General features: G+C 69.5%; 17 protein-coding genes. 8 read left to right on the top strand and 9 right to left on the bottom strand.

Annotated elements, in window-relative coordinates; all coding sequences use genetic code 11:
- Positions 1 to 233 precede the first annotated feature (233 nt).
- Positions 234 to 608, top strand: coding sequence for a VOC family protein (locus OG379_RS36540; RefSeq protein ID WP_405667535.1), 375 nt, complete (start codon positions 234 to 236; stop codon positions 606 to 608).
- A gap of 190 nt (positions 609 to 798) precedes the next feature.
- On the opposite strand, the gene OG379_RS36535 is transcribed toward OG379_RS36540, so the two are convergent.
- The 3 genes from OG379_RS36535 to OG379_RS36525 all read right to left on the bottom strand — a co-directional run bounded on the left by OG379_RS36535 (position 799) and on the right by OG379_RS36525 (position 2,192).
- Positions 799 to 1,464: a maleylpyruvate isomerase family mycothiol-dependent enzyme gene (locus OG379_RS36535; RefSeq protein ID WP_405667534.1), complete on the bottom strand. Its 666-nt coding sequence runs from the start codon at positions 1,462 to 1,464 to the stop codon at positions 799 to 801.
- A gap of 174 nt (positions 1,465 to 1,638) precedes the next feature.
- On the bottom strand, positions 1,639 to 1,992 hold the full coding sequence (locus OG379_RS36530) for a VOC family protein (RefSeq protein WP_405667533.1): 354 nt from the start codon (positions 1,990 to 1,992) through the stop codon (positions 1,639 to 1,641).
- Entirely contained in the window at positions 1,989 to 2,192 is a 204-nt protein-coding gene (locus OG379_RS36525; protein WP_405667531.1) for a hypothetical protein, read from the bottom strand. Before OG379_RS36525 ends, OG379_RS36530 begins: the two co-directional genes overlap by 4 nt.
- Before the next feature lie 329 nt (positions 2,193 to 2,521).
- Here OG379_RS36525 and recA point away from each other — a divergent pair, with 329 nt between their 5' ends.
- The 3 genes from recA to OG379_RS36510 all read left to right on the top strand — a co-directional run bounded on the left by recA (position 2,522) and on the right by OG379_RS36510 (position 5,673).
- On the top strand, positions 2,522 to 3,598 hold the full coding sequence (recA, locus tag OG379_RS36520) for a recombinase RecA (protein WP_405667530.1): 1,077 nt from the start codon (positions 2,522 to 2,524) through the stop codon (positions 3,596 to 3,598).
- 250 nt (positions 3,599 to 3,848) lie between these two features.
- Positions 3,849 to 4,118: a GlsB/YeaQ/YmgE family stress response membrane protein gene (locus OG379_RS36515; protein WP_393759568.1), complete on the top strand. Its 270-nt coding sequence runs from the start codon at positions 3,849 to 3,851 to the stop codon at positions 4,116 to 4,118.
- A 277-nt stretch (positions 4,119 to 4,395) separates the two neighbouring features.
- Positions 4,396 to 5,673: an alpha-L-fucosidase gene (locus tag OG379_RS36510; protein WP_405667529.1), complete on the top strand. Its 1,278-nt coding sequence runs from the start codon at positions 4,396 to 4,398 to the stop codon at positions 5,671 to 5,673.
- A 27-nt stretch (positions 5,674 to 5,700) separates the two neighbouring features.
- Here OG379_RS36510 and OG379_RS36505 read toward each other — a convergent pair whose 3' ends face one another.
- From OG379_RS36505 to OG379_RS36480, 6 genes are all read right to left on the bottom strand, one after another.
- Positions 5,701 to 6,888 (bottom strand): Gfo/Idh/MocA family protein, encoded by a 1,188-nt coding sequence (locus tag OG379_RS36505; RefSeq protein ID WP_405667528.1) that lies wholly within the window; start codon positions 6,886 to 6,888, stop codon positions 5,701 to 5,703.
- A 60-nt stretch (positions 6,889 to 6,948) separates the two neighbouring features.
- Positions 6,949 to 9,162, bottom strand: coding sequence for a right-handed parallel beta-helix repeat-containing protein (locus OG379_RS36500; protein WP_405667527.1), 2,214 nt, complete (start codon positions 9,160 to 9,162; stop codon positions 6,949 to 6,951).
- The gene (locus OG379_RS36495; RefSeq protein WP_405667526.1) at positions 9,159 to 10,628 is read right to left on the bottom strand and encodes a M1 family metallopeptidase; all 1,470 of its coding nucleotides are present in this window, start codon (positions 10,626 to 10,628) and stop codon (positions 9,159 to 9,161) included. The genes OG379_RS36500 and OG379_RS36495 overlap by 4 nt, the downstream gene beginning before the upstream one ends.
- On the bottom strand, positions 10,625 to 12,298 hold the full coding sequence (locus OG379_RS36490; RefSeq protein ID WP_405667525.1) for an extracellular solute-binding protein: 1,674 nt from the start codon (positions 12,296 to 12,298) through the stop codon (positions 10,625 to 10,627). The genes OG379_RS36495 and OG379_RS36490 overlap by 4 nt, the downstream gene beginning before the upstream one ends.
- A gap of 47 nt (positions 12,299 to 12,345) precedes the next feature.
- Positions 12,346 to 13,206, bottom strand: a complete 861-nt coding sequence (locus OG379_RS36485; protein WP_405668780.1) for a carbohydrate ABC transporter permease — start codon at positions 13,204 to 13,206, stop codon at positions 12,346 to 12,348.
- Between the two features lie 82 nt (positions 13,207 to 13,288).
- Positions 13,289 to 14,323 carry an ABC transporter permease gene (locus OG379_RS36480; RefSeq protein ID WP_405667524.1) on the bottom strand — a complete coding sequence of 345 codons (1,035 nt, stop codon included), beginning with the start codon at positions 14,321 to 14,323 and terminating at the stop codon, positions 13,289 to 13,291.
- 339 nt (positions 14,324 to 14,662) lie between these two features.
- Between OG379_RS36480 and OG379_RS36475 the strand changes: the two genes are divergently transcribed.
- From OG379_RS36475 to OG379_RS36460, 4 genes are all read left to right on the top strand, one after another.
- A complete protein-coding gene (locus OG379_RS36475) occupies positions 14,663 to 15,649 on the top strand; it encodes a hydroxyacid dehydrogenase (RefSeq protein ID WP_405668778.1) in 987 nt (328 codons plus the stop codon).
- A gap of 62 nt (positions 15,650 to 15,711) precedes the next feature.
- Complete coding sequence (locus OG379_RS36470) at positions 15,712 to 16,806, top strand: LacI family DNA-binding transcriptional regulator (protein ID WP_405667523.1); 1,095 nt, start codon at positions 15,712 to 15,714, stop codon at positions 16,804 to 16,806.
- A 156-nt stretch (positions 16,807 to 16,962) separates the two neighbouring features.
- A complete protein-coding gene (locus OG379_RS36465; protein ID WP_405667522.1) occupies positions 16,963 to 18,321 on the top strand; it encodes a M60 family metallopeptidase in 1,359 nt (452 codons plus the stop codon).
- 20 nt (positions 18,322 to 18,341) lie between these two features.
- Complete coding sequence (locus tag OG379_RS36460) at positions 18,342 to 20,753, top strand: polysaccharide lyase 8 family protein (RefSeq protein ID WP_405667520.1); 2,412 nt, start codon at positions 18,342 to 18,344, stop codon at positions 20,751 to 20,753.
- Positions 20,754 to 20,771: the final 18 nt, after the last annotated feature.

Below are 20,771 nucleotides of genomic sequence, written 5' to 3'. Positions count from 1 at the left end.
TCGGTGTTGGCTGCGGGCCTCCAACACTCCCCTCCGGCGCCCCGCCGGGCATCGTCCTCAGCCGCCGTCCTCCCCTGGTGCACCCGCACCACCCCCTCACGCGTCCTGGTGCCTGCGCCCACTACCGCCACGGACGATCTGATCGGGAGCTGCCCGCACTCGCACATGGTCCGTCCCGGCGACGCTCGGCCCTCCGAAGTGTGGGCGTGATCGCCCGGGGCAGAGCTGGAGGTATGACGACGACACTAGGTGCCTTTGTCCTCGGTACTCCCGACCCTCCCGCGCTGGCCGACTTCTACCGAGCCCTGCTCGGCTGGCAGGAGGTGGAGCGCACCCCGGAGTGGGTCCGCCTGAGGGCAGTGGAACAGGAACGCCCGGGTCTCAGCTTTCAGTTGGAGCCCGATCACACGCCTCCGACCTGGCCGCAGCGCCCTGGTACCCAGCAGATGCAGGCTCACCTGGATCTACAGGTGGACGACCTGGAGGCGGAGACCGAGCGGGCATGTGCTCTGGGCGCCACGCTGGAGGATCACCAGCCGCAGAAGGATGTACGGGTTCTCCGCGACCCGCACGGCCATCCGTTCTGCCTCTTTCTTCCAGGAGCGTGAACGCCACCGGGCCGGCACCGGACTCCGATGCCCTCGTCGCGAGCACCGTCACCTGCCCGTCGGCCGGCCGGCAGCAACTGTCAGCGGGTCCTGAAGAAGGCCAGGTGCGGTCCGGTCCATGGCCGGCCGACGCCTGCGGGCCCGCGTCCGGCAGCCGGCCGCACGCAGGGCCCGTGGGACGCCTTGGCCATCAGGCCGTTCCGCAGCGCTCGCGGAGGCGCTCGACGCCGACGCCTTCCAGCTCGTCGACGTATGCCTCGCGCCCGGTCATGGCCATCGTCAAGGCCAAGGTGCTACCGGACACGAGCGCCCCGGATCCGGTCGTGAAGGGTCCGTCGTCGGCGACAAGCCGTAGGCCGCCGATGCGCCCCTTGGCGACGACAACGAGATCCGTCCCCTGGTAGTACTCCGCCACCCGTGTGACCGTCCCGATCGGGTAGTCGCGGCGAATGCCCAACGGGCGCCGGATGTCCTCCGCATGCACGATCGTCTCGCCGAGCAGGGCAATGGCAGGAAGAGGAGGCTTGGTTCTGCTGGGGACGATGCGCCGGAACCGGTCAAGGGTTTCGGCCGGCGTCGCGCCGAGATGTTCGGCCAGCCGCATGGCTACTTGCCTGTCGAAGTCGAATCGGCAGCGGATAACACCCGCAAGCCAGCGCACCGAATTGAGGCTCGCCCCGGCAGTGAGGTGCGCGAGCACCTCACGTACCGTCAATCCGCTGCACAGGGAGGGTGTCGCCCACTGTTCGTCGGACAGGCCTGCAAGACCGGCTGCCAGGGCGGCTCGCTCGGCACGGACCAGTGGCCAGACCGCAGCCTCCGGGATTCGATCCGGCACCGGATTCGAACCAGACATGTGGAAGGCCTCCTGTTGTCAGTCGTGCGTGGCCTGCACTGCAGGGGAGCACGAGAGTGCCCCCCCCCCCTGCAGCACATTTGATGAACAGACTCTCGCCCTCGAGCAAAGTCATCGCCGAGCGACGGACGCGGCAGACCGTCACCGAGCAGCAACGAAGGATCGGCAGCGGGGTCAGTAGTACTGGGCCATGCAGAATTCGTGTTCCTCAGGATCGGTCATGACGACGACCACGCCCTCCTCGTAGTCATGCCGCTCGCCGGTGAACCGTCCGCCGAGCGCGATGACCTGGGCGATTCCAAGCTCGATGTCGTCGACCGCGATGTCGAGATGGAGGCGCACCTTGCCACGCTTCGGCTCGGTCACCGGTTGGAAGACAAGGCGGGGCTGGGGGTCCTCGCGGAGACCGAGGTAGATCCAGCCTGGCTCGGACGGTCCCTGCGGGCGGTCCAGTAGCGTGCTCCAGAAGCTCGCCACCCGTTCCACGTCGATGCAGTCGATCGTCACTCCGGCCCAGCGATTCGTCATGTCGTCAGCCCTCCTGCCCAGCCGCGCAGTGCGAGGATGCCGACGACCTCGCTGCCGCACGGACCACCCGAGCCGCCCACGGGCCTCGTCCGGCCGTCCGCGCCGTTCCCGCCGGCGGCGAGCCGCACGAAATTCTGTCGCTCGGGGAATGTTCGGAGCTGGTCGGAGACCGCCTCAGGCCGGACGTGTCGGTAATCCATGGCGATCAGACTCGAGCACCCGACCCTGATGGTCAACCGGGGCACCTCGTTGCCCGTCACGGGGCGACGCGTCGGCGCACCGGTTTCCGGGGCTCTCGTCGTAGCGTGGCGTTTCCGGCCCCCGTACGTCACGAAGTGGGCAGCGCGACCTGCGTCCGGAGCGGTCCGGCGCGCAACCCGTCCCGCTTCCCTCGGTTTGATACCTTTCACTGGACACGAAAATCGATCGGATGTTCGCTTTCTGGGATCTCCGACACGTCCGTTGTCGGCAGTAGACGCTCACGTTCTCCGACGTGCGGCGTGCCACTCAATCGGACCGGGTGAAGCTCATGGCAGGAACCGATCACGAGAAGGCGCTGGACACCGCGCTCGCACAGATCGAGCGGAAATTCGGCAAGGGCGCGGTGATGCGCCTCGGTGAGCGGCCGAACGAGCCGATCGAGGTGATCCCCACCGGGTCCACCGCGCTGGATGTGGCCCTCGGTGTGGGCGGTCTGCCGCGCGGCCGTGTGGTGGAGGTGTACGGACCGGAGTCCTCCGGCAAGACGACGCTGACGCTGCACGCCGTGGCGAACGCGCAGAAGCTCGGCGGCTCGGTGGCGTTCATCGACGCGGAGCACGCACTGGACCCGGAGTACGCGAAGAAGCTCGGCGTCGACACCGACAATCTCATCCTCTCGCAGCCGGACAACGGTGAACAGGCACTGGAGATTGTCGACATCCTGATCCGCTCGGGCGCGCTCGACCTGATCGTCATCGACTCCGTCGCGGCCCTGGTGCCGCGAGCGGAGATCGAGGGCGAGATGGGCGACTCCCACATGGGTCTGCAGGCCCGCCTTATGAGCCAGGCGCTCCGGAAGATCACCAGCGCGCTCAACCAGTCCAAGACCACCGCGATCTTCATCAACCAGCTGCGCGAGAAGATCGGCGTGATGTTCGGCTCGCCGGAGACCACGACCGGTGGCCGGGCGCTGAAGTTCTACGCCTCGGTGCGTCTGGACATCCGCCGGATCGAGACCCTGAAGGACGGCACCGACGCCGTCGGCAACCGCACTCGCGTCAAGGTCGTCAAGAACAAGGTGGCGCCGCCGTTCAAGCAGGCCGAATTCGACATCCTCTACGGCCAGGGCATCAGCCGTGAGGGCGGTCTGATCGACATGGGCGTGGAGCACGGCTTCGTCCGCAAGGCCGGCGCCTGGTACACGTACGAGGGCGACCAGCTCGGCCAGGGCAAGGAGAACTCCCGAAAGTTCCTCAAGGACAACCCCGGCCTGGCCGACGAGATCGAGAAGAAGATCCTCGACAAGCTCGGAATCGGGGTATCGGCGAAGGCCGCGGTCGCCGAGGACACGGGCGCCGTCACGGTCCCCGATACCACCCGGACCTCAGCGGGAAGCGCAGCCTGACAGGCGGTCTGCACGTCTCGGCGCAGCCTCGGCTCTGCGGACCGACGTCCTCCACCGCGGAATCCGCCGCGACTCCCCGACAGCGGTCTCGCGCAGGCACTGCCTCGGCCCTGATGCGGAGCCGCACAGCACTGGTCCGGGACCCCCGTCCGTTCACCGCACAGAGACTGGATGATCCACGTTTGAAAGCACCGGCACGGTAAAGACGGTCCTTGACACCGTCTTTATCCCCCCAGGTAGGAGAGGCATTATGGGCATCATTGCTTGGATCTTCATCGGCTTGCTCGCGGGCCTCATCGCCAAGGCGCTCATGCCGGGCAAGGACCCGGGCGGCATCATCATCACGATGCTCATCGGTATCGCGGGCGGACTGCTCGGCGGCTGGCTCGGCAAGGTCATCTTCGGCATCGACTCCATCGATGGCTTCTTCGACCTCTCCACCTGGATCGCCGCGATCATCGGCTCGCTCATTCTCCTCCTGCTCTACCGCGTCATCTCGGGCAACCGCCGCCACGCCTGATCCGTACGCCCATAACGCGAAACGGCTCCGCCCTGCCTGGGCGGAGCCGTTTCGCGCACCATAAGCGCTTTGTCATACGCACCGGAGCCGAAGGCTCGGTCCAGCTGAACTGCGCCCCGTCGTCGCTTCAGTACTGCGTCTGCTCAGCGGCGGGGAAAATGGACCGGCGGAGGCTGAGCCGGCCCGGCGCGTCCGGGTCGGCGCCCGGCATTCCGTCGGCCAGGGGCGGCACGAGCCGCCCCGTCAGTCGCCGTTCACCGGAGAGAGGTGTTGCCCGATGCCCATGCAGTCCTGGTTCTCCGAAGCGAAGCTCGGAATCTTCGTCCATTACGGCATCTACGCCGTCGAGGGCGTCCCCGAGTCCTGGGCCTTCTACACGGGCCGGGTTTCGCACGAGCAGTACATGAAGCAGCTCGGCGGTTTCACCGCCGCACGCTACGACCCGCGCGGCTGGGCCTCCCTGTTCGCGCGTGCCGGTGCACGGTACGCCGTCCTGACGGCGCGTCATCATGACGGGGTGGCCCTGTGGGACACCGGGTACGGCGACCTGGACGTCGTCCGGCGGACGCCAGCCGGGCGTGACCTGGTCGGACCGTACGCCACGGCGCTGCGCGAACAAGGGCTCAAGGTGGGCCTGTACTACTCCCATTCCGACTGGAACCACCCCGACTACGCGAGTGTCCTGCACCCTCGCCCCTCCCCCACCCACGAGGACGTGCTGACCAGCCGCTGGGTCGCGCCCCGGAACGGGGTGGAGGACCCGGAGGCCTGGTCCCGCTATCTCGCCTACCGCGACGGCCAGGTCGGCGAGCTCGTCGACCGATACCGCCCGGATCTGCTCTGGTTCGACGGCGAGTGGGAACGCGCCGAGGAGCAGTGGGGCACGGACGCGCTCGCCGCCCGTGTTCTCGGCGCCGGTCCGGACACGGTGTGCAATGCGCGCCTGATCGGCCACGGGGACTACGCCACCCCCGAGCAGGGAGTACCGCTGCGCGCACCGGACGGGCCGTGGGAGCTCTGCCTGACGGTGAACGACTCCTGGGGGTTCCAGCCCGGCGACACGAACCACAAGTCGGTGCGGCAGCTGGTGCGGTACTTCGCGGAGACGATCGGGACGGGCGGCAACCTCCTGCTCGGGGTCGGCCCGCGGGAGGACGGCACCGTCACGGACGAGCAGGCGGCACGCCTCGAAGGACTCGGCGCCTGGATCGCAGCACACAGCGAAGCGGTGTACGGGACCGTCGCGGGCCTGCCGGCCGGGCACCACTACGGACCGAGCACCCTGTCCGCCGACCGTCGCACCCTCTACCTGTTCTGCTTCGACCCGCCGCGCGAGTACGTGGCCGTGCGCGGGCTGCGCAGCCGCGTGAAGCGGGTGTCGGTCGTCGGCACGGGCGAGCCCCTCGCACACCGCGTCGTCGGCGGTCTGCACGACGTGCCGGGCGTCGCCTGGATCGACGCGCCGGGCTCGCGGGACGTCGACGCGTACGCAACCGTGCTCGCACTGGAACTCGACGGAGAACTCGATGTCTACCAGGGCACGGGCCGTACCTGAGCCGGCGCCGGGCGGCGGACCGAGGTGTCAGCCGCGAAGCTGGCCCCGTTCGAAGTACGCGACCAGCTCGGGGTCCGGCTCCGGCACGCGGGCCGGGGTGCCTCCGGCCCGCAGGGAGGCCGTGGCCTGCACTCCCGCGGCTACCGCCATCCGCGCGGCGACCGGTGAGGTGTCGGTTCGTCCGCCTTCCCGGACGAACCGCAGGAACTCGTCCATCAGCAGAGGGTCGGCGCCACCGTGTCCGGCGTTGTCCTCGGCGGCGGGGATCTCGTGGACCTGGTCCGCGTCGGCGCGGTAGCCGGACCGGCGGGCGTTCCACACCTTCACATGGCCGCCGGGCCCGTCGCCGAAGTTCTCCAGACGTCCGGCGTCCCCGATGACGGTGTAGTTGCGCCAGTAGTCGGGGGTGAAGTGGCACTGCTGGTAGGAGGCGAGGACGCCGTTGTCGAGGCGCATGTTGAGCAGTGAGACGTCCTCGACGTCGATGACGGGGTTGAGCGCGCGCTGGGTGTGCGGTGGCCAGTGGCCGTCCTTGGTGTACCAGTCGTCGGCCTTGGGCTCACCCGGCGCACGCCGGTGCGGGATGTCGCCGTAGACCATCAGGTCGCCCAGCGCCTGGACATCGCGCGCGTAGCCTCCGGCCAGCCAGTGCAGCACGTCGATGTCGTGCGCGGCCTTCTGCAGCAGCAGGCCGGTCGTGTACTGCCGTTCGGCGTGCCAGTCCTTGAAGTACCAGTCGCCGCCGTAGCCGACGAAGTGGCGGATCCAGACGGTCTTGACCTCGCCGACGGCGCCGTCGCGGATGAGGTCACGCATCAGCCGGACGACGGGCATGTGGCGCATGTTGTGGCCGATGTAGAGCCGGGTGCCGGTCTCGTGGGCGGTGCGCAGAATCGTGTCGCACCGCTCGATGCTGATGTCGAGAGGCTTCTCCACGAAGACCGGCTTGCCGGCCCGCAGTGCCTCGCAGGCCAGGTCGGCGTGGGTGTGGTCCGGGGTGAGGACGAGGACCGCATCGATCTCGGGGTCCTCGACAACCCTGCGGTGGTCGGCGGACGTGCGGGCCTCCGGGAAGGCCCGTGCCGCCTCCGTACGGGCGTGTGGGTCCGGTTCCGCCAGAGCCGTGACGCGGGCGCCGGAGCCGGGCCGGTGGGCGGTGCGGGCGAGCGAGCCGCGCAGGCCGTAGCCGAGCACGCCGATACGGAGGTCGGTCATAGGACTTCCTTCGTTGTTCAGTGGTGCTTGTCGTCGTTCAGTGGTACCGCGTCGTCTCCGTCACGGATGGACGAGGACCTGGGAGAGTGCGACGCTTCCGCTTCCCCGGACCAGGATCTTCACCGTGCGGGTGCGGCTGTCCAGGTCGATGACGGTCGGGCGCAGGGCCTTCCCGGTGACGTGGACGGTGCGGTCGTCGGTGATGACGTCGAAGTCCGCCGTCGTGGACGAGGCGTTGTTCCAGACCTCGATCTGGCGGACCCGCCGCTCCGCGCCGAGGTCGACCTGCCACCAGGCGCCTGCCTCGGCCCGGGTGCGGGTGTCGGTGTTGGTGTCGGCGTCCAGCGCCAGGGCCGCGGTGGCGACGCCGTCCGTGGAGGACTGGGTCGCCGTACCCGTGCGGGCCAGGTCGGTCCGCAGTTGTTCGACCGGCCCGCCGTGGGCGCCTGCCCGGGAAGCCACTGCGAGGGCGGCGGCGGGAAGCCGGTCGAGGCCGGTGAGGTTGTCCGTCATGACGGAGCCGGCGCCGCCGAGGGCGGGAGCGGCCGTGTCGGTCCAGTTGCCGCGGGCGGTGTTCCCGATGCCGTAGTCGGCCCAGTTGGAGACCCACTTGTAGCCGATGCGGGTGATGACGTTCTTCTCGACGAGGATGTGGGAGGACTGCTCGTCGAGGTAGATGCCGTTGCCGTCGCGTTCGGTGTTGCCGAAGGCGGAGCGGTTGATGTAGTTCCCCGACAGGACGGTGCCGGGCTGGGCGCCCTGGGTGTAGATCGCGCCGCCGTCGTGCTGTTCCTGGGCGACTTCCATGACGTCCGTGATGCGGTTGCCGGTCACTTCGTTGTCACGCAGCACGGACTGCTGTGCCTCGGGCTGGTTCCAGCCCCAACCGACGGAGATTCCGGAGTACGGCAGGTGCTCGAGGGTGTTGTGGTCGATGGTCAGTCCGGCCTCGTAGCCGGCCCAGATGCCCACCGAGTCGGTGTACTCGACGCCCGAGCGGTGAATCGTGTTGTACGCGATCGTGTTGCGCTCCCCCGCGAGCGCCGCCGCGGGCCGCGGCTCGGTGTCCCCGACGTACACGGCGCCCGAGGACAGGTCGGTGAAGGCGGATCGGGTCAGGGAGCTGTCCTTGGTGCCGGATTCAAGAATCGCTCCGGCTCCGCCGAGGTGCCTGAAGACCGCCCGGTCGATGGCGACGTGCCGGCCACCGCGGACGGTGACGGCGGCGGCGGGCTTGGTGTAGTAGCGGCCGGCGTGGTCGACGGGGCCCGTCGCACCTGTCAGGGTGAGGCCGGCCTGCGTGCCCGCGTACCCCTCGTCCGTGCCGGGCTGACGGTAGGCGGCGTAAGCGAAGCCGATGCCGCTGACGGTGACGTCGTGGGCGCCGTCGAGGACGAGGAGTTGTTCGGTGTGCGGGGTGACCACGTGGTCACGGCGCATGTCCTCGCCCTTGCGCGGCAGGTAGGTGACGGTGCGCGCTTCGGAGTTCCAGGTGAACTCGCCCGGTTCGTCGAGCAGTTCGGGTGCGTTCTCGAAGAAGGCGACTCCGCTGTAGCGGCCGGAGTCGACCGTCGTGGAGTCCCAGGCTGGGCCGGTGCGGTCGGTGCCCGCCGAGGAGTTGGTCCAGCACGGCTCGGCGAAGGTCATGTCGTCGCCGATGACGCCCGCGATCCGGCAATGGTAGTTGCGCCAGCGGATCCGGATGACGGCTTCCGCGTCGGTGGGACGTTTCCAGTCGGCGATGCCTGTGGTCTCCGCCCCCGTCATCCCGGCGTCGGTGGCGTCGCAGACGGTGGCCGCGCAGGCCTCGCCCCGGGCCCGGACGGCCCGCTCGCCGTCGACGAACAGTTGCCTGGGGGTGACGCCGTCGGGGACTGACGCGGTCCAGGTGCCATCGGTGTCGCGCTGCCAGCCGGTGATCTCGCGGCCGCCGGAGAATACGGGGCGTGCACCGGGGGCCGCGGTCCAGGTGACGGTGCGGCCGTCCTTCCCCGAGTCGCCGGCGCCGAGCCGGAGGGGTTCGTCGAGACGGTACGTACCGCCTTCGAGGAGTACCCGGACGTCCCGGTCGCGCTCGGTGCGGGCCGCGTCGCGGGCTCCGTCGGTGCTGCACGGCCGGGAGACCGTACAGGAGGTGCCGTCGCCGTCGGGGGCGGCGTACAGCGTGCGGACGGCCGGGGCCGCTTGGGCGGTGGGAGCGGCGAGGAGCGCTGCGAGAAAGGTGGTGGTGACGGCAGCGGCGGTGCCTCGCAGGATGTGCACGGTGCGGTTCATGCGGTGGCGGCCTTCCAGTCGGGGTGGCCGGGCATGGGCGGGTTCACGGCTCCGAAGAGCCAGTCGCGCAGGAACGGGTCGAGCGACTTTCTTCCGGTGACCGCGACGGCGTGACCGATGAAGTCCTCGCTGGAGGCGTTGCCGTCCCTGAACCGCTCGGGCCACAGCCTCATCACGCGGTCGAAGTCCCGGTCGCCGATCTGCCGGCGCAGGGCGTACAGGACGAGGGCGCCGCCGTCGTAGATGTTCGTGCCACCGAGCGCCTTGGGCAGTCCGGGAGGTCCGTCCTGGGCCCGGACGGCGTCCAGCTTCTCGTACGTGGCCTTCATCTTGTCGGTGAGTACGGACCAGCCGCGCTCCTCCCCGTACACGGCGGCGTAGTAGACGGCCGGGCCCTCGTTCAACCAGGCCTGCTGCCAGTCGGCGGGGGTGACGGAGTCGCCGAACCACTGGTGGACGAGCTCGTGGACCATGGTGGTCTCGTAGCGGGGCCGGCCCTCGGCGTCGGTCTTGAACCAGTTGGTGGAGAAGAGCGAGAGGGTCTGGTTCTCCAGCGCGTCGGTGTAGCCGTCGTAGATGTGCACGCCGTAGACGGAGAACGGGTAGCGGCCGAACTTCGCCTCGCACCAGGCCAGATGGTCCGCTGTGCGGGCGACGACGGGGGCGTACGTGTCCTCCTGCCCCTGCGGCACGATGTGGCGCAGGGGCAGCCCGTGGGGGCCCGTGCCGTAGAGGTAGGTGCCCTTGACGACGGCGATGCCGATCAGCTCGGTCGCCATACGTTCGCGGAGCGCGAAGTGCCAGACGGTGGAACCGTCGGCACGTGGTGTGCGGTGCAGGATCTCGCCGTTGGCGGTGGCGACGAAGCCCTGGGGAGCACTGATGTGGAACGTCCAGGTCGCCTTGTCCGACGGGGTGTCGTTGCAGGGCAGGAAGGTGTCCGCGCGGGAGGACTGGGCGGCGGAGGCGAACCCGCCGTCGGTGCCGAACCTCCAGCCGGTGAGGCCGAGCCGGGGTGCCTTGCCGTTGCCCCGGTAGCGGACCTCGACGGTGAACGCCTGCCCGTCGCGCAGCGGGCGGGCGGGGGTGACGGTGAGTTCCTGGCCACTCTGTCCGGGTGTGAGCTGCCAGGTGGCGGCGCGTCCCTGGACGGTGAGGGCGTCGATGGTGTGGCCGTCGGTGTCCAGGTTGAACGCCGACAGGTCCTGGGTGGCTCGCGCGCTCATCTTCACGACGGCGGTGAAGTCGTAGGTCACCGGGGTGAAGTCGAAGGTCAGGTCGTAGTGGAGGACGTGATAGCCGCCGTTGCCGAGGGTCGGGAAGAGCGGGTCGCCTACGCCGTCGGAACCGGGCCGGGGGTCGAAGGCGTGCGGGCGGGCCACGGCGGGCGTTCCGAGGGCGGGGACCCCCACGGCCGCGGCGACGGCCGCGCCGCCGAGTCTGAGGGCCGAGCGTCTCGTGGTCACTTCTTCCCCTTCTGGTAGGCCTCTTCGAATTCGCCGCGGGCCTGCTCGCCGCCCTTGGCCAGGTAGTCCTTGACGAGCTGGTCGTAGGCGGACATGGGCTTGCGGCCCGCGATGATGTCCTTGAGCGCGTCCAGCTTGAGGGTGAGGAGGCTGCCGCTGCCCTTCGAGTCCCAGGTGGGCGAGGAGTACTGGAGTGTGGGGTCCTGCTCCATCATCGGGATCATCTTGGTGAACGTCTCGTGGACGTGACGGACGCCCTGTTCGGAGTCGGCGCTGTAGATGGCGGGGACGGCGGAGGCCATGAACTTCCAGGGCACGGTGACGTCCTGGGTGCCCTGCTCGGTCAGGGCGGGGTTGCCCTTGTCGTCACGGGTGAAGTCGGTGCCCTCGACGCCGTAGTTGATCAGCGTGTACTCCTCGCTCCCGAACGGCGAGGCGGCGAAGTCGGCGAGTGCGAGGATCTGCCGGACCCGGTCGCCGGAGGCCTTCTTCACATGGGTGTTCTCCAGCTTGACGTTGTCCATCCAGGCGACGGCACCCTTGCCGACCGGGACGAAGGGACGCGGGTCGTACTTCTTGTCGATCGCCTGCATGGCGGCGACGTAACCCACGCCCGGAGCCAGGTAGGTCGGCATGCCGTCGTAGACGTACGCGCCCTTGCCGTTCTTGAACATGTCGGTGTACTGGGCCTTCTGCGCCCCGGACATCTGGATGGTGCCGGGGTAGAAGCACCCCGCCTTGTAGAGGGCGCGCGCGGTCTCGACGGCTGTGCGGTACTCGGGCGTCTCCAGGTCGGAGGTGAACTTTCCGGTCGCGGGGTCGAGACGCCAGTAGTACGGCGCCCCGGCGGACATGGCGAGCATGCTGGTGGCACCCGCGATGATGGCGTACTGGTCCTTCTCGGGGCGGGTCAGCTCCTTGCACACCTCGACGAACCGGTCGAGGCCGTCTATCTGGTCGAGGCTCGTGACGCCGACCTCCTCGAACAGGTCGTGGCGGTATACCCCGGCGCCGCCGGTGCCGGTGCGGGCGATCGGGATGCCGTAGAGCTTTCCGCCGAAGATCGCGGCCTGCCAGGCCCCCTCGGGAATCGCGGCGAGGTTCGGGTAGTCCTTGATCTTGCCCCCGGCGAGGTGCGGGGTGAGATCCGCGCACTTGGCCTGGAGGAAGGCGGCCTTGTTGTCGACACCGCCGACCTCGGGATACATGAAGAGGTCGGGCAGGCTGTCGCTGGCCACCATCGTGGAGAACTTGGTGCCGTAGTCGTCGGCCGGGACGGCGGTGATGTTCACCTCGCCGCCGAGGAGTTTCTCGATGCTCCGCCAGGCTGCGTTCCTCCCCCGGCCGGGCGGTGGCGGCGAGAAGGTCTCCATGGTCACGCTGATCGGTGCCGCCCCCTTGAGCGGGGTGTTCTTCGTGGCACGCAGCGGCTTGGCCGGGTAGCCGAAGAATCCCTGGGGCACTCCGGCAGCGGTGCCGGCCAGGTCGGGCTTGAGACCGATGTTGCGGACGGCGGTGTCCGGCAGGAGCGAAGCGCTCTTGGCCTCCGCCTCGGCGGTGGTACCACCGTCGCCGCAGGCGGCGAGCAGCGGCCCGGCGGCCAGCCCGAGACCGAGGCCCGCGCCCATGCGGAACAGCGATCGGCGGTTGATGGGGGTGGAGCTCGACACTGGATCTCCTTGGGAGAAGGGGCCGACAGGCCGGGGTGGGCGCGCGCTCAGCCCTTGATGGCGCCGGTGAGTACGCCCTTGGTGAAGTAGCGCTGGAGGAAGGGGTAGACGAGGAGGATCGGCACGACGGCGATCACGAGAACGGCCATCTGCACGGCCTGCTGTGGCGCGAGAACCTCTCCGGCCGAGGCGCTGTTGAGGCTCTGTCCCTGGAGGACGTAGGTGCGCAGCACCATGGGCAGCGGCCATTTGTCGGAGTCGCCCAGGTACAGGAGTGCGTTGAAGAAGGCGTTCCAGTACGTCACCGCGTAGAAGAGGCTGATCACGGCGAGCACGGCCTTGGACAGCGGCAGGACGATCCGTACGAGGATGCGGAAGTCCCCGGCCCCGTCGACCTTCGCCGCGTCGTACAGCTCCTCCGGCAGGTTCATGAAGAAGGACCGGAGGACGACCAGGTTGAACGCGCTGACCAGGGTGGGCATCACGAGTGCCGCGTACGTGTCGTAGAGCCCGAGGCCTTTGATGAGAAGGAAGTTGGGGATGATGCCCGCGTTGAAGAGCATGGTGAACAGCGCGATCATCAGGATGGCGCGGGAGCCGGTGACATCGCGGCGGGAGAGCCCGTACGCCATGCCCACGGTGACGAGAAGGCTGGCCGAGGTGCCCACCAGGGTGATCCCGATGCTGACCAACAGGGCGCGGGTGACGACTCCGCCGGTGAAGATGGTCCGGTAGGCGTCGAGAGTGGGGTGGTCGGGCCACAGGACGAGGCCGGTCGAGCGGATGATGTCGGACTGCGAGGCGAAACTCGTGCCGATGACACCGAGCAGCGGGTAGACGACGGCGGTGACCACGACGACCACGGCGAGGGCCTTGGCGAACTGGCCCAGGCGTGTGGGACGTTCCATCCACGGGGGGCGGCCGTCGGCCTCGGTGGTGCGTGTGGTCTTCTTCGCCGGCGCCGTGGGTGCGGACGTGGCGGTCGGCTTCTCAGCGGTCAGCACCGCGGTACACCCCTTCGTGGCCGAGGCGGTGGGCGAACTTGTTCGCGCCCAGGACGAGTGCGGTGCCGATGACCGCCTTGACGAGTCCGACCGCGGCGGCGACGCCCCAGTCGTTGTCCTTGATGCCGTGGTAGTAGACGTAGGTGTCCAGCACCTCGCCGGCATCGGGGCCGACGGCGTCACGCTGGAGCAGGATCTGCTCGAAGCCGACGGACAGGATCTGTCCGAGGTTGAGGATGAGCAGCAGGATCAGCACCGGGGCGATTCCCGGGAGCGTGACGTGCCAGAGCCGGCGCCGGGGGCCCGCTCCGTCGATCGCGGCCGCCTCGTACTGCTGCTTGTCGATGTTCAGCAGCGCGGCCAGGATGATGATCGTGCCCCAGCCCGCGTCCTTCCAGGCCACCTGGAGGGTGAGCAGCCATGGGAAGGCGTCCGGGTCGCTCATCATGTCGTAGCGCGGCAGCCCCAGACCGCCGAGGACGTCGGGCAGGAGTCCCGCGCCACCCAGGATCTGCTGGAAGACCGAGACGATGATGACCCAGCCGATGAAGTGCGGCAGGTAGACGACGCTCTGCACGAAGCGCCGCAGCCGTTCGCTGACGATGCTGTTGAGGAGCAGGGCCAGGGCTATCGGGACGGGAAAGAAGAACACCAGTTGGACGAGGGCGATCTCGAGGGTGTTGAGGGTCGCGGACCAGAAGGCGGGCTCGCCGAACGCCGCGGTGAAGTTGGCGAAGCCGACCCAGGCGCTGTGCATGTATCCGAGGTAGGGCTGGTAGTCCTGGAACGCCACGACGTATCCCAGCAGCGGGACGTAGTGGAAGATGACGAAGTACAGCAGACCGGGCAGGGTCAGCAGGAGCATCACCCAGTCCCGCTTCAGACGCTGCCGGAGTGTCAGGTGGTTCTGTGCCCGTGCGGCCCGGCCTGGTGGGGTGGCGTTCGCCGGCGCGGATCCCTCGTCCCCCTTCCCACGTTTTGACCGCTTTTCCCGCGTCAGCGGGGGTGCTGTGTCAGCCATAGTGCGTCCTGTTCGGCTGGGTGGCGCGTGGTGAGCCTTCTGCGGCCGCAAGGTAGTAAGCGGTTAACCCAGCGGTCAAGGGATCCAGAGAAAAGGCTGTCGAAGGAACGGATCCTGAGGCTCAATCCACAGCCACAGAACCCCAAAAGGCATACCTAAACCGGCAATTGGACGCGCGCGTCGCTTGACGCTCACCGGTCCGGCTCCTTAGCGTGCCGGTCATTCCATAGAACGCGATTACTGTGCGGAGGCAGGGTGCGAACCACCGAAGAGGCGCCGGCTGGGTCCGGTGCCGACACCGCGACGCCGCCACCCCAGCGGCCGCGCACGGTCCTCGTGATGCGTCCCGGGTTGCTGGACGATGTCTTCCCGCCACTCGTCCGGGCCCGGATCGAAGACGCGGCGGAGCTTCGCCATCCCGCGGTGATCAGCGAGTTCGACTCCCCCGAGGCGTCCGTTGCGCTGGCCGATGCCGAGGTCCTGCTGACGGGCTGGGGCTGCCCGACCGTCGACGCGGCACTCCTGCAAAGGGCCCCGCGGCTTCGTGCGGTGATCCACGCGGCGGGGACGGTGAAGACGTTCCTGTCCCCTGACGCCTTCGACCGCGGCATCGTCGTCTCCTCGGCTGCGGCGGCGAACGCCGTCCCGGTCGCCGAGTACACGCTGGCCGCCATCATCATGGGCACCAAGCGGGTCTTCCCGCTGGCCGCCATGTTCCGTGACCGGCGCACCCACCGCACCGGCGCGGACCTGGACCGGCAGCACTGGATCGGCACGCACGGGCTGACCATCGGTGTGGTGGGCGCCTCCCGTGTCGGCCGCCGGGTCATCGAGCTGCTGAGGATCCTGGACGCCGAGGTACTCCTGTACGACCCTTACGTCGACGCGGCCGAGGCCGGCCTGCTCGGTGTCACCCCTGTCGACCTGGACACCTTGATGGCGACCAGCGACGTGGTCACCGTGCACGCCCCGGACACCGCGCAGACCCGGGGGCTGATCGATGCCCGGCGGATCGGACTCATGCGCCCCGGAACCCTGCTGGTCAACACCGCGCGTGGCTCCCTGGTGGACACCCAGGCACTGACCGGGCACCTGGTCAGCGGACGGCTGGACGCGGTCCTCGACGTGACGTCACCGGAACCGCTGCCGCCCGGACACCCCTTGTGGGACCTGCCCAACGTCTTCATCACCCCGCACCTGGCGGGCGCGCAGGGCAACGAGGTGGGACGCCTGGGAGCTCTCGCCGTCGACGAACTGGTGCGCTACGCGGCGGGGTCGCCCTTCGCCCATCCAATACACCGCGCCGACCTGGAAAGGATCGCATGAACCCGGCCGCCCCACAGGCTCTAGGCTCGGCATCACACATCAGCCAGCAGGGGGTGAGCCGGATGCGCCGGCAGACCAGCGCCGCGGACGGACAGCGGCGGGCGACGGTCACCGATGTGGCCCGACGGGCGGGTGTGTCCACCGCCACCGTCTCCCGCGTCCTCAACCGCAACTACCCCGTGGCGGAGCCCACCCGGGAGCGGGTCGAGTCCGCCATGCGGGAGCTGGGCTACGTGGTCAACGCACACGCCCGCGCGCTGGCCGGAGTCTCCGCCCGCACCGTCGGCATCATCGTCAACGAGGTGGTCGACCCGTTCTACGCGTATATCGCCCGAGGCGTCGAGCGGGAGGCGGCCCTGGGCGGGCGGCTCTGCCTGGTGTGCTGCACCCAGGGCGACCCGGAGCGCGAACTGGCCTTCATCGACCTGATGCACGAGCGCCGCGCCGACGCGGTGGTCGTCGTCGGCGGCAGCATCGCCGACCGCGGCTACACCTCCGAACTCGCCCGGCGGGCCCGGGAACTGGACGCGGGCGGCTCCAAGCTCGTGCTGTGCGGCAGACCCCCGCTGGACGAACCCGCACCGACCATGGCTGTCGAGTACGACAACGAGGGTGGCGCCTTCGCCATCACGGACCACCTGTTGACACGAGGTCACGAGCGCATCCTGTACCTGGGCGGCCCGCCCAGGCTCTCCACCACCCGCGACCGGCTGGCCGGGCACGCCAGGGCCCTGGAGCTGCGCGGAGTGGCCCGGGACCCGGACCTGGTGCAGCCCGGCGCCTTCAGCCGCAACTTCGGCTATCTGAAACTGACAGAACTCCTGCGCGGGAAGCTGGACTTCACGGCTGTCTTCGCCGCCAACGACGTCGTGGCAGCAGGCGCCGCCCAGGCCCTGGAGGAGGCCGGGCTGCGGGTTCCCGAGGACATCTCACTGGTCGGGTACGACGACATCCCCGTCGCCCAGGAGCTGCGCCCCCGGTTGACCACGGTGCACGTACCGCTGGAGGAGATGGGCCGGCAGGCGGTGCGGCTGGCCGTGTCCGGTGGCGATGACGACGACTGGCGTGAACCGACGACGGGGGCGCTCCGGCTGGGCACCCATATCGTGGTACGCGATTCCGTGGCTCCGAGGGCGGGACGCGGGTCCAGAGCGTAATCGCTTGCCGGACGGTCACCCCGGTCCGGCCATAGTAAATCGTAGTAACTTTCCGACCCCTCTTGCGGCTTGATGGCAACCGCTTACATGCTGACGGCAGGCTCCACCGGTTCCGCCCGCTCGTGCCCTCATTCACTTCAGCAGGGAGAGTTCCGCATGCGCTTCTCCGCCTCAGCCGCCCCGGTCGGCCGCCGTTCCGTCCTCTCCGCCGCGGTGGGGGCCGGCGCCCTCGCCGCTCTGGGCGCCGCCTCCGGCCCTGCGGCGGCCCTCGCCCCGGCCCGCACGTCTGCCCACCGCAACGTCCGGGTGACGGTGGTCGCCCGGCCCGCAGCCGAGGCGGAACGGCTGCGGCTGGCCCAGGCCCTGCGGGGCAGTGAGTTCCAGCCCACCGGCCGGTACGTCCCGCCGGGTTCACCGCTGGATCTCACCGTCGGGCCGCACGACGGTCTGCTTCCCACGCTGTGGATCGGCGCCTGGGACTACTACGGCGAGGTCAAGGAGCCGCGCCGCTACCCGCTCATGGCAGGATCCAACACCGTCACGGACCCGCACGGCGGTCCGGCCTACCTCACCCTGGCCGGAGCGGGTGAACGGGCGGAGGTGGTCTTCCGCTCCGGCTCGGAGGCCATGCCCGTGTTCGCCCTGGGCAGCACCACCGAAGCCGGCTACCAGCGGATGCTGGACACTTCACCCGGGGTGCCGTACGCGGAACTGCACGCGCCGCGCACGATCATGACGCTCACCCGGGAAGGGGCTCTGCTCCACCGCGGCGAGGACCATTCCGCGCTGCTGCGCCTCGTCGAGCAGATCATCGACTCGGCGGCCGCGATCAGCGGCCTGGACGGCTCGAAGCCGGTCCACCGGCGCAAGGCCGGCCCCTATCACTTCACCGAAGTGAGCAAGGTCCCCACGGGCGTCGGTGCCTACGCCACACACGGATACAACGGCTTCCCGCGCGCCTACCTCGACCGGGCCACCACCGTGGAGGGGCTGCGCACCCGCGGCTGGGGCCTCTACCACGAGCTCGGCCACCTCCATCAGCAGATGGCGTACAAGCCGGGAGGGCTCACCGAGGTCACCGTGAACATCTACTCCCTGGCCGCCCAGCGCGCCCTGGGGCAGCCCTCCAACCTCCTCACCGTCGACCCGGCGACCGGGCTGACCGCCTTCCAGACGGCACGAGCGAAGTTCGGGACGGCGGGACTGACGTACGAGAAGTCGTTCGGCGCCTACGAGAAGCTCGTCCCGCTCCGACAACTGGAGCTGGCCTTCGGTGACGACTTCTGGCCCCGGCTGCACCGCCTGGTGCGCGAGGAGAATCCGCAGTCCGACTCCACGGAGAACGCCAAGCGCTACCGGGCGCTGGCGACGTACTCCAGCCGGATCGCGGGCTACGACCTCAGTGAGTTCTTCATCGGGACCTGGGCCTTCCCGGTCGACGCCACCGGAAGGGCGGAGCTGGCCGCGCTGAATCTGCCGAAGCCGCCCGTCGACCCGAGCACCCTGACCGACTGACCGTCCGGAACGGAGCCAGCATGGACATGAGCAGGAGATCCCTCCTCACCGCCACCGGCGCCACGGCCGCCACCGCACTCATCGCCACGGCCGGACCGGCGTCGGGCAACGCACGGGACTCGACCGACGCGGACGATTTCGGCGCGCTCCTCCAACGGGCCGGAACACTGCTGACGGGCGGCGCGTTCGACTCCGCCGACCCGGACTTCGCCATGGCTCTCGACACGCTCGACACCACGGCTCGTGGCTTCTGGGGCACCCTGGACCGCGACACCACCGGCCGGACCGCACTGTGGGCCGATCTCGCACCGCTCACCGACGCCGGCAACTTCGGCCAGAGCTACACGCGGCTGCGGACCCTCGCCACGGCCTGGGCCACCCCCGGCACCTCACTCACCGCCGACCAGGAGGTGGCGGACACGCTCGTGGCGGCCCTGCGCTTCGTCCACGACACCGCCTACAACCCCGGGCTGCCGGAGAGAGGCAACTGGTGGTTCTGGGAGATCGGTGCACCGCGGGCACTGATGGACTGCTGCGTGCTGCTGCGCGACCGGCTGCCCGGCACCGACCTCGCCGCACACCTCGCGGTGGTCGACCGGTTCTGTCCCGACGCGGACCGTCGCACCAACTCCCCCACTCTCGCCGAGACCGGCGCGAACCGCACCGACAAGGCCGTGATCGTCGCCCTGCGGGGGCTGCTCGGGCAGGACACGGCGAAGCTCGCCTCGGCCCGGGACGCCCTGTCCGACGTACGCGATTCCGGCCGTAACAGCCTTTTCAGGTACGCCGCTTCGGGCGACGGGTTCTACGAGGACGGCTCCTTCGTACAACACGACGTGGTCGCGTACACCGGCACGTACGGCACGGTGCTGCTGGGCGGGGCGGCGTATCTGCTGGCACTGCTGGCCGGTTCGCCCTGGGAAGTCGCCGATCCGAAGGTCTCGGTGATGTACGAGGCCGTGGAACGCTCCTTCACTCCCGTGATCTTCGACGGACTCATGATGGACGCGGTGCGCGGCCGCGCCGTCTCCCGGGAGCGGGCCGGTGACCACCGGGACGGCGCCGCGGCGGTGGCCGCGATCCTGCTGCTGGCGGCCGGCGCGCCGACCGCGTACGCGGACCGTTGGCGTGCGGTCGTCAAGGGCTGGCTGACCCGCAACCGCACCACCCCCTTCACCGGTCTCGCCACTCTCCCCCAACTCGCCCTGGCCAAAGACGTACTGGGCGACCGGAAGATCCAGGCGGAGCCCCGCACCACGGGCCTGTCCGTATTCGCCGACATGGACCGGGTGGTGCACCGCCGGCCGCAGTGGGCCTTCACCCTGTCGATGTCCTCGAAACGGATCTCGGCCTACGAGGCGGGCAACGGTGAGAATTTGCACGGCTGGTACACCGGCGACGGAATGACGTACCTCTACGACGCCGACGACCTCGGACAGTTCAACGACGGCTTCTGGCCCACGGTCGACCCCTACCGGCTGCCCGGCACGACCGTGGACACACGCCGTCGTACGGACCTCGGCACCGGTGGCGGCACCTCCACGTACCGGCCGGGGAACGCCGTCGCGGGCGGCGCGGTCCTCCAGGACCGCTACGGTGCGGCCGCGATGGAGGTGACCGGCGCGCCCGGCACGACGCTGCGCGCCCGCAAGTCCTGGTTCCTGCTGGACAACGCGGTGGTCGCACTCGGATCGGGCATCTCATCGGGCGACGGGCACCCTGTCGAGACCGTGCTGGAGAACCGCAACCTCGGTACGGACGGACGGCACCGGCTGACCGTGGACGGCATCCGGCAACCGCTCGACCAGGGACGGCCCGCGGACTTCGACCGGGCCCGCTGGGCTCACATCCAGGACGTGGGTGGCTACGCCCTGCTCGAACGAACCACACTGCACACCCTGCGCGAGGAACGCACCGGGGCCTGGCGTGAGATCAACACCGGTGCTGACACGGGTGGTTCGGCCGACCCCGTCACTCGCCGCTACCTCACACTCTGGGTCGGTCACGGCGTCTCACCCACCGACGCGCGGTACGCCTACGTCCTGCTGCCGGGCGCGTCGGCCGCTGCCACGGCCGTGTGGTCCCACTCGCGGCCGGTGCACGTTCTCGTCAACGATGCCACCGCACAGGCGGTGGACGTGCGCCGGCTGGGTCTGACCGCGGTGAACTTCTGGGCGGCGGGAAGCGCCGGCGGAATCACCGCCTCGGGTCCTTCCTCGGTGCTGGTGCGACGGCACGGGCCCCGCCTCTCGGTCGCCGTGGCGGACCCGGGCCGTACGCAGACCTCACTCACTCTCGAACTGCCTTACCACGTACGGAAGGTGGGTGGCGCCGACGCGACGATGAGCGTGGTGCCGGGCCGTCGGACGCTGATCACCGTCGCGGTCGGCGGGTCCCGGGGCCACACCCACCACGCCGAACTCGTCCTGTAGTCCGACTTCCCAGGAGCA

Source organism: Streptomyces sp. NBC_01166 (genome assembly GCF_045039765.1).
Taxonomy (GTDB): domain Bacteria; phylum Actinomycetota; class Actinomycetes; order Streptomycetales; family Streptomycetaceae; genus Streptomyces.
The sequence above is the reverse complement of the archived record's forward strand: the minus strand, read 5'-3'. Positions and strand labels throughout refer to the sequence as shown.

What these genes read in the sequence shown, in the direction of transcription:
- recA (WP_405667530.1), top strand. Translation starts at nt 2,522, where the DNA reads ATGGCAGGAACCGATCACGAGAAGGCGCTGGACACCGCGCTCGCACAG.
- OG379_RS36460 (WP_405667520.1), top strand. Translation starts at nt 18,342, where the DNA reads ATGGACATGAGCAGGAGATCCCTCCTCACCGCCACCGGCGCCACGGCC.
- OG379_RS36480 (WP_405667524.1), bottom strand. Translation starts at nt 14,323, where the DNA reads ATGGCTGACACAGCACCCCCGCTGACGCGGGAAAAGCGGTCAAAACGT.
- OG379_RS36475 (WP_405668778.1), top strand. Translation starts at nt 14,663, where the DNA reads ATGCGTCCCGGGTTGCTGGACGATGTCTTCCCGCCACTCGTCCGGGCC.
- OG379_RS36530 (WP_405667533.1), bottom strand. Translation starts at nt 1,992, where the DNA reads ATGACGAATCGCTGGGCCGGAGTGACGATCGACTGCATCGACGTGGAA.
- OG379_RS36540 (WP_405667535.1), top strand. Translation starts at nt 234, where the DNA reads ATGACGACGACACTAGGTGCCTTTGTCCTCGGTACTCCCGACCCTCCC.
- OG379_RS36500 (WP_405667527.1), bottom strand. Translation starts at nt 9,162, where the DNA reads ATGAACCGCACCGTGCACATCCTGCGAGGCACCGCCGCTGCCGTCACC.
- OG379_RS36485 (WP_405668780.1), bottom strand. Translation starts at nt 13,206, where the DNA reads ATGGAACGTCCCACACGCCTGGGCCAGTTCGCCAAGGCCCTCGCCGTG.
- OG379_RS36535 (WP_405667534.1), bottom strand. Translation starts at nt 1,464, where the DNA reads ATGTCTGGTTCGAATCCGGTGCCGGATCGAATCCCGGAGGCTGCGGTC.
- OG379_RS36505 (WP_405667528.1), bottom strand. Translation starts at nt 6,888, where the DNA reads ATGACCGACCTCCGTATCGGCGTGCTCGGCTACGGCCTGCGCGGCTCG.
- OG379_RS36465 (WP_405667522.1), top strand. Translation starts at nt 16,963, where the DNA reads ATGCGCTTCTCCGCCTCAGCCGCCCCGGTCGGCCGCCGTTCCGTCCTC.
- OG379_RS36510 (WP_405667529.1), top strand. Translation starts at nt 4,396, where the DNA reads ATGCCCATGCAGTCCTGGTTCTCCGAAGCGAAGCTCGGAATCTTCGTC.
- OG379_RS36525 (WP_405667531.1), bottom strand. Translation starts at nt 2,192, where the DNA reads ATGGATTACCGACACGTCCGGCCTGAGGCGGTCTCCGACCAGCTCCGA.
- OG379_RS36470 (WP_405667523.1), top strand. Translation starts at nt 15,712, where the DNA reads ATGCGCCGGCAGACCAGCGCCGCGGACGGACAGCGGCGGGCGACGGTC.
- OG379_RS36515 (WP_393759568.1), top strand. Translation starts at nt 3,849, where the DNA reads ATGGGCATCATTGCTTGGATCTTCATCGGCTTGCTCGCGGGCCTCATC.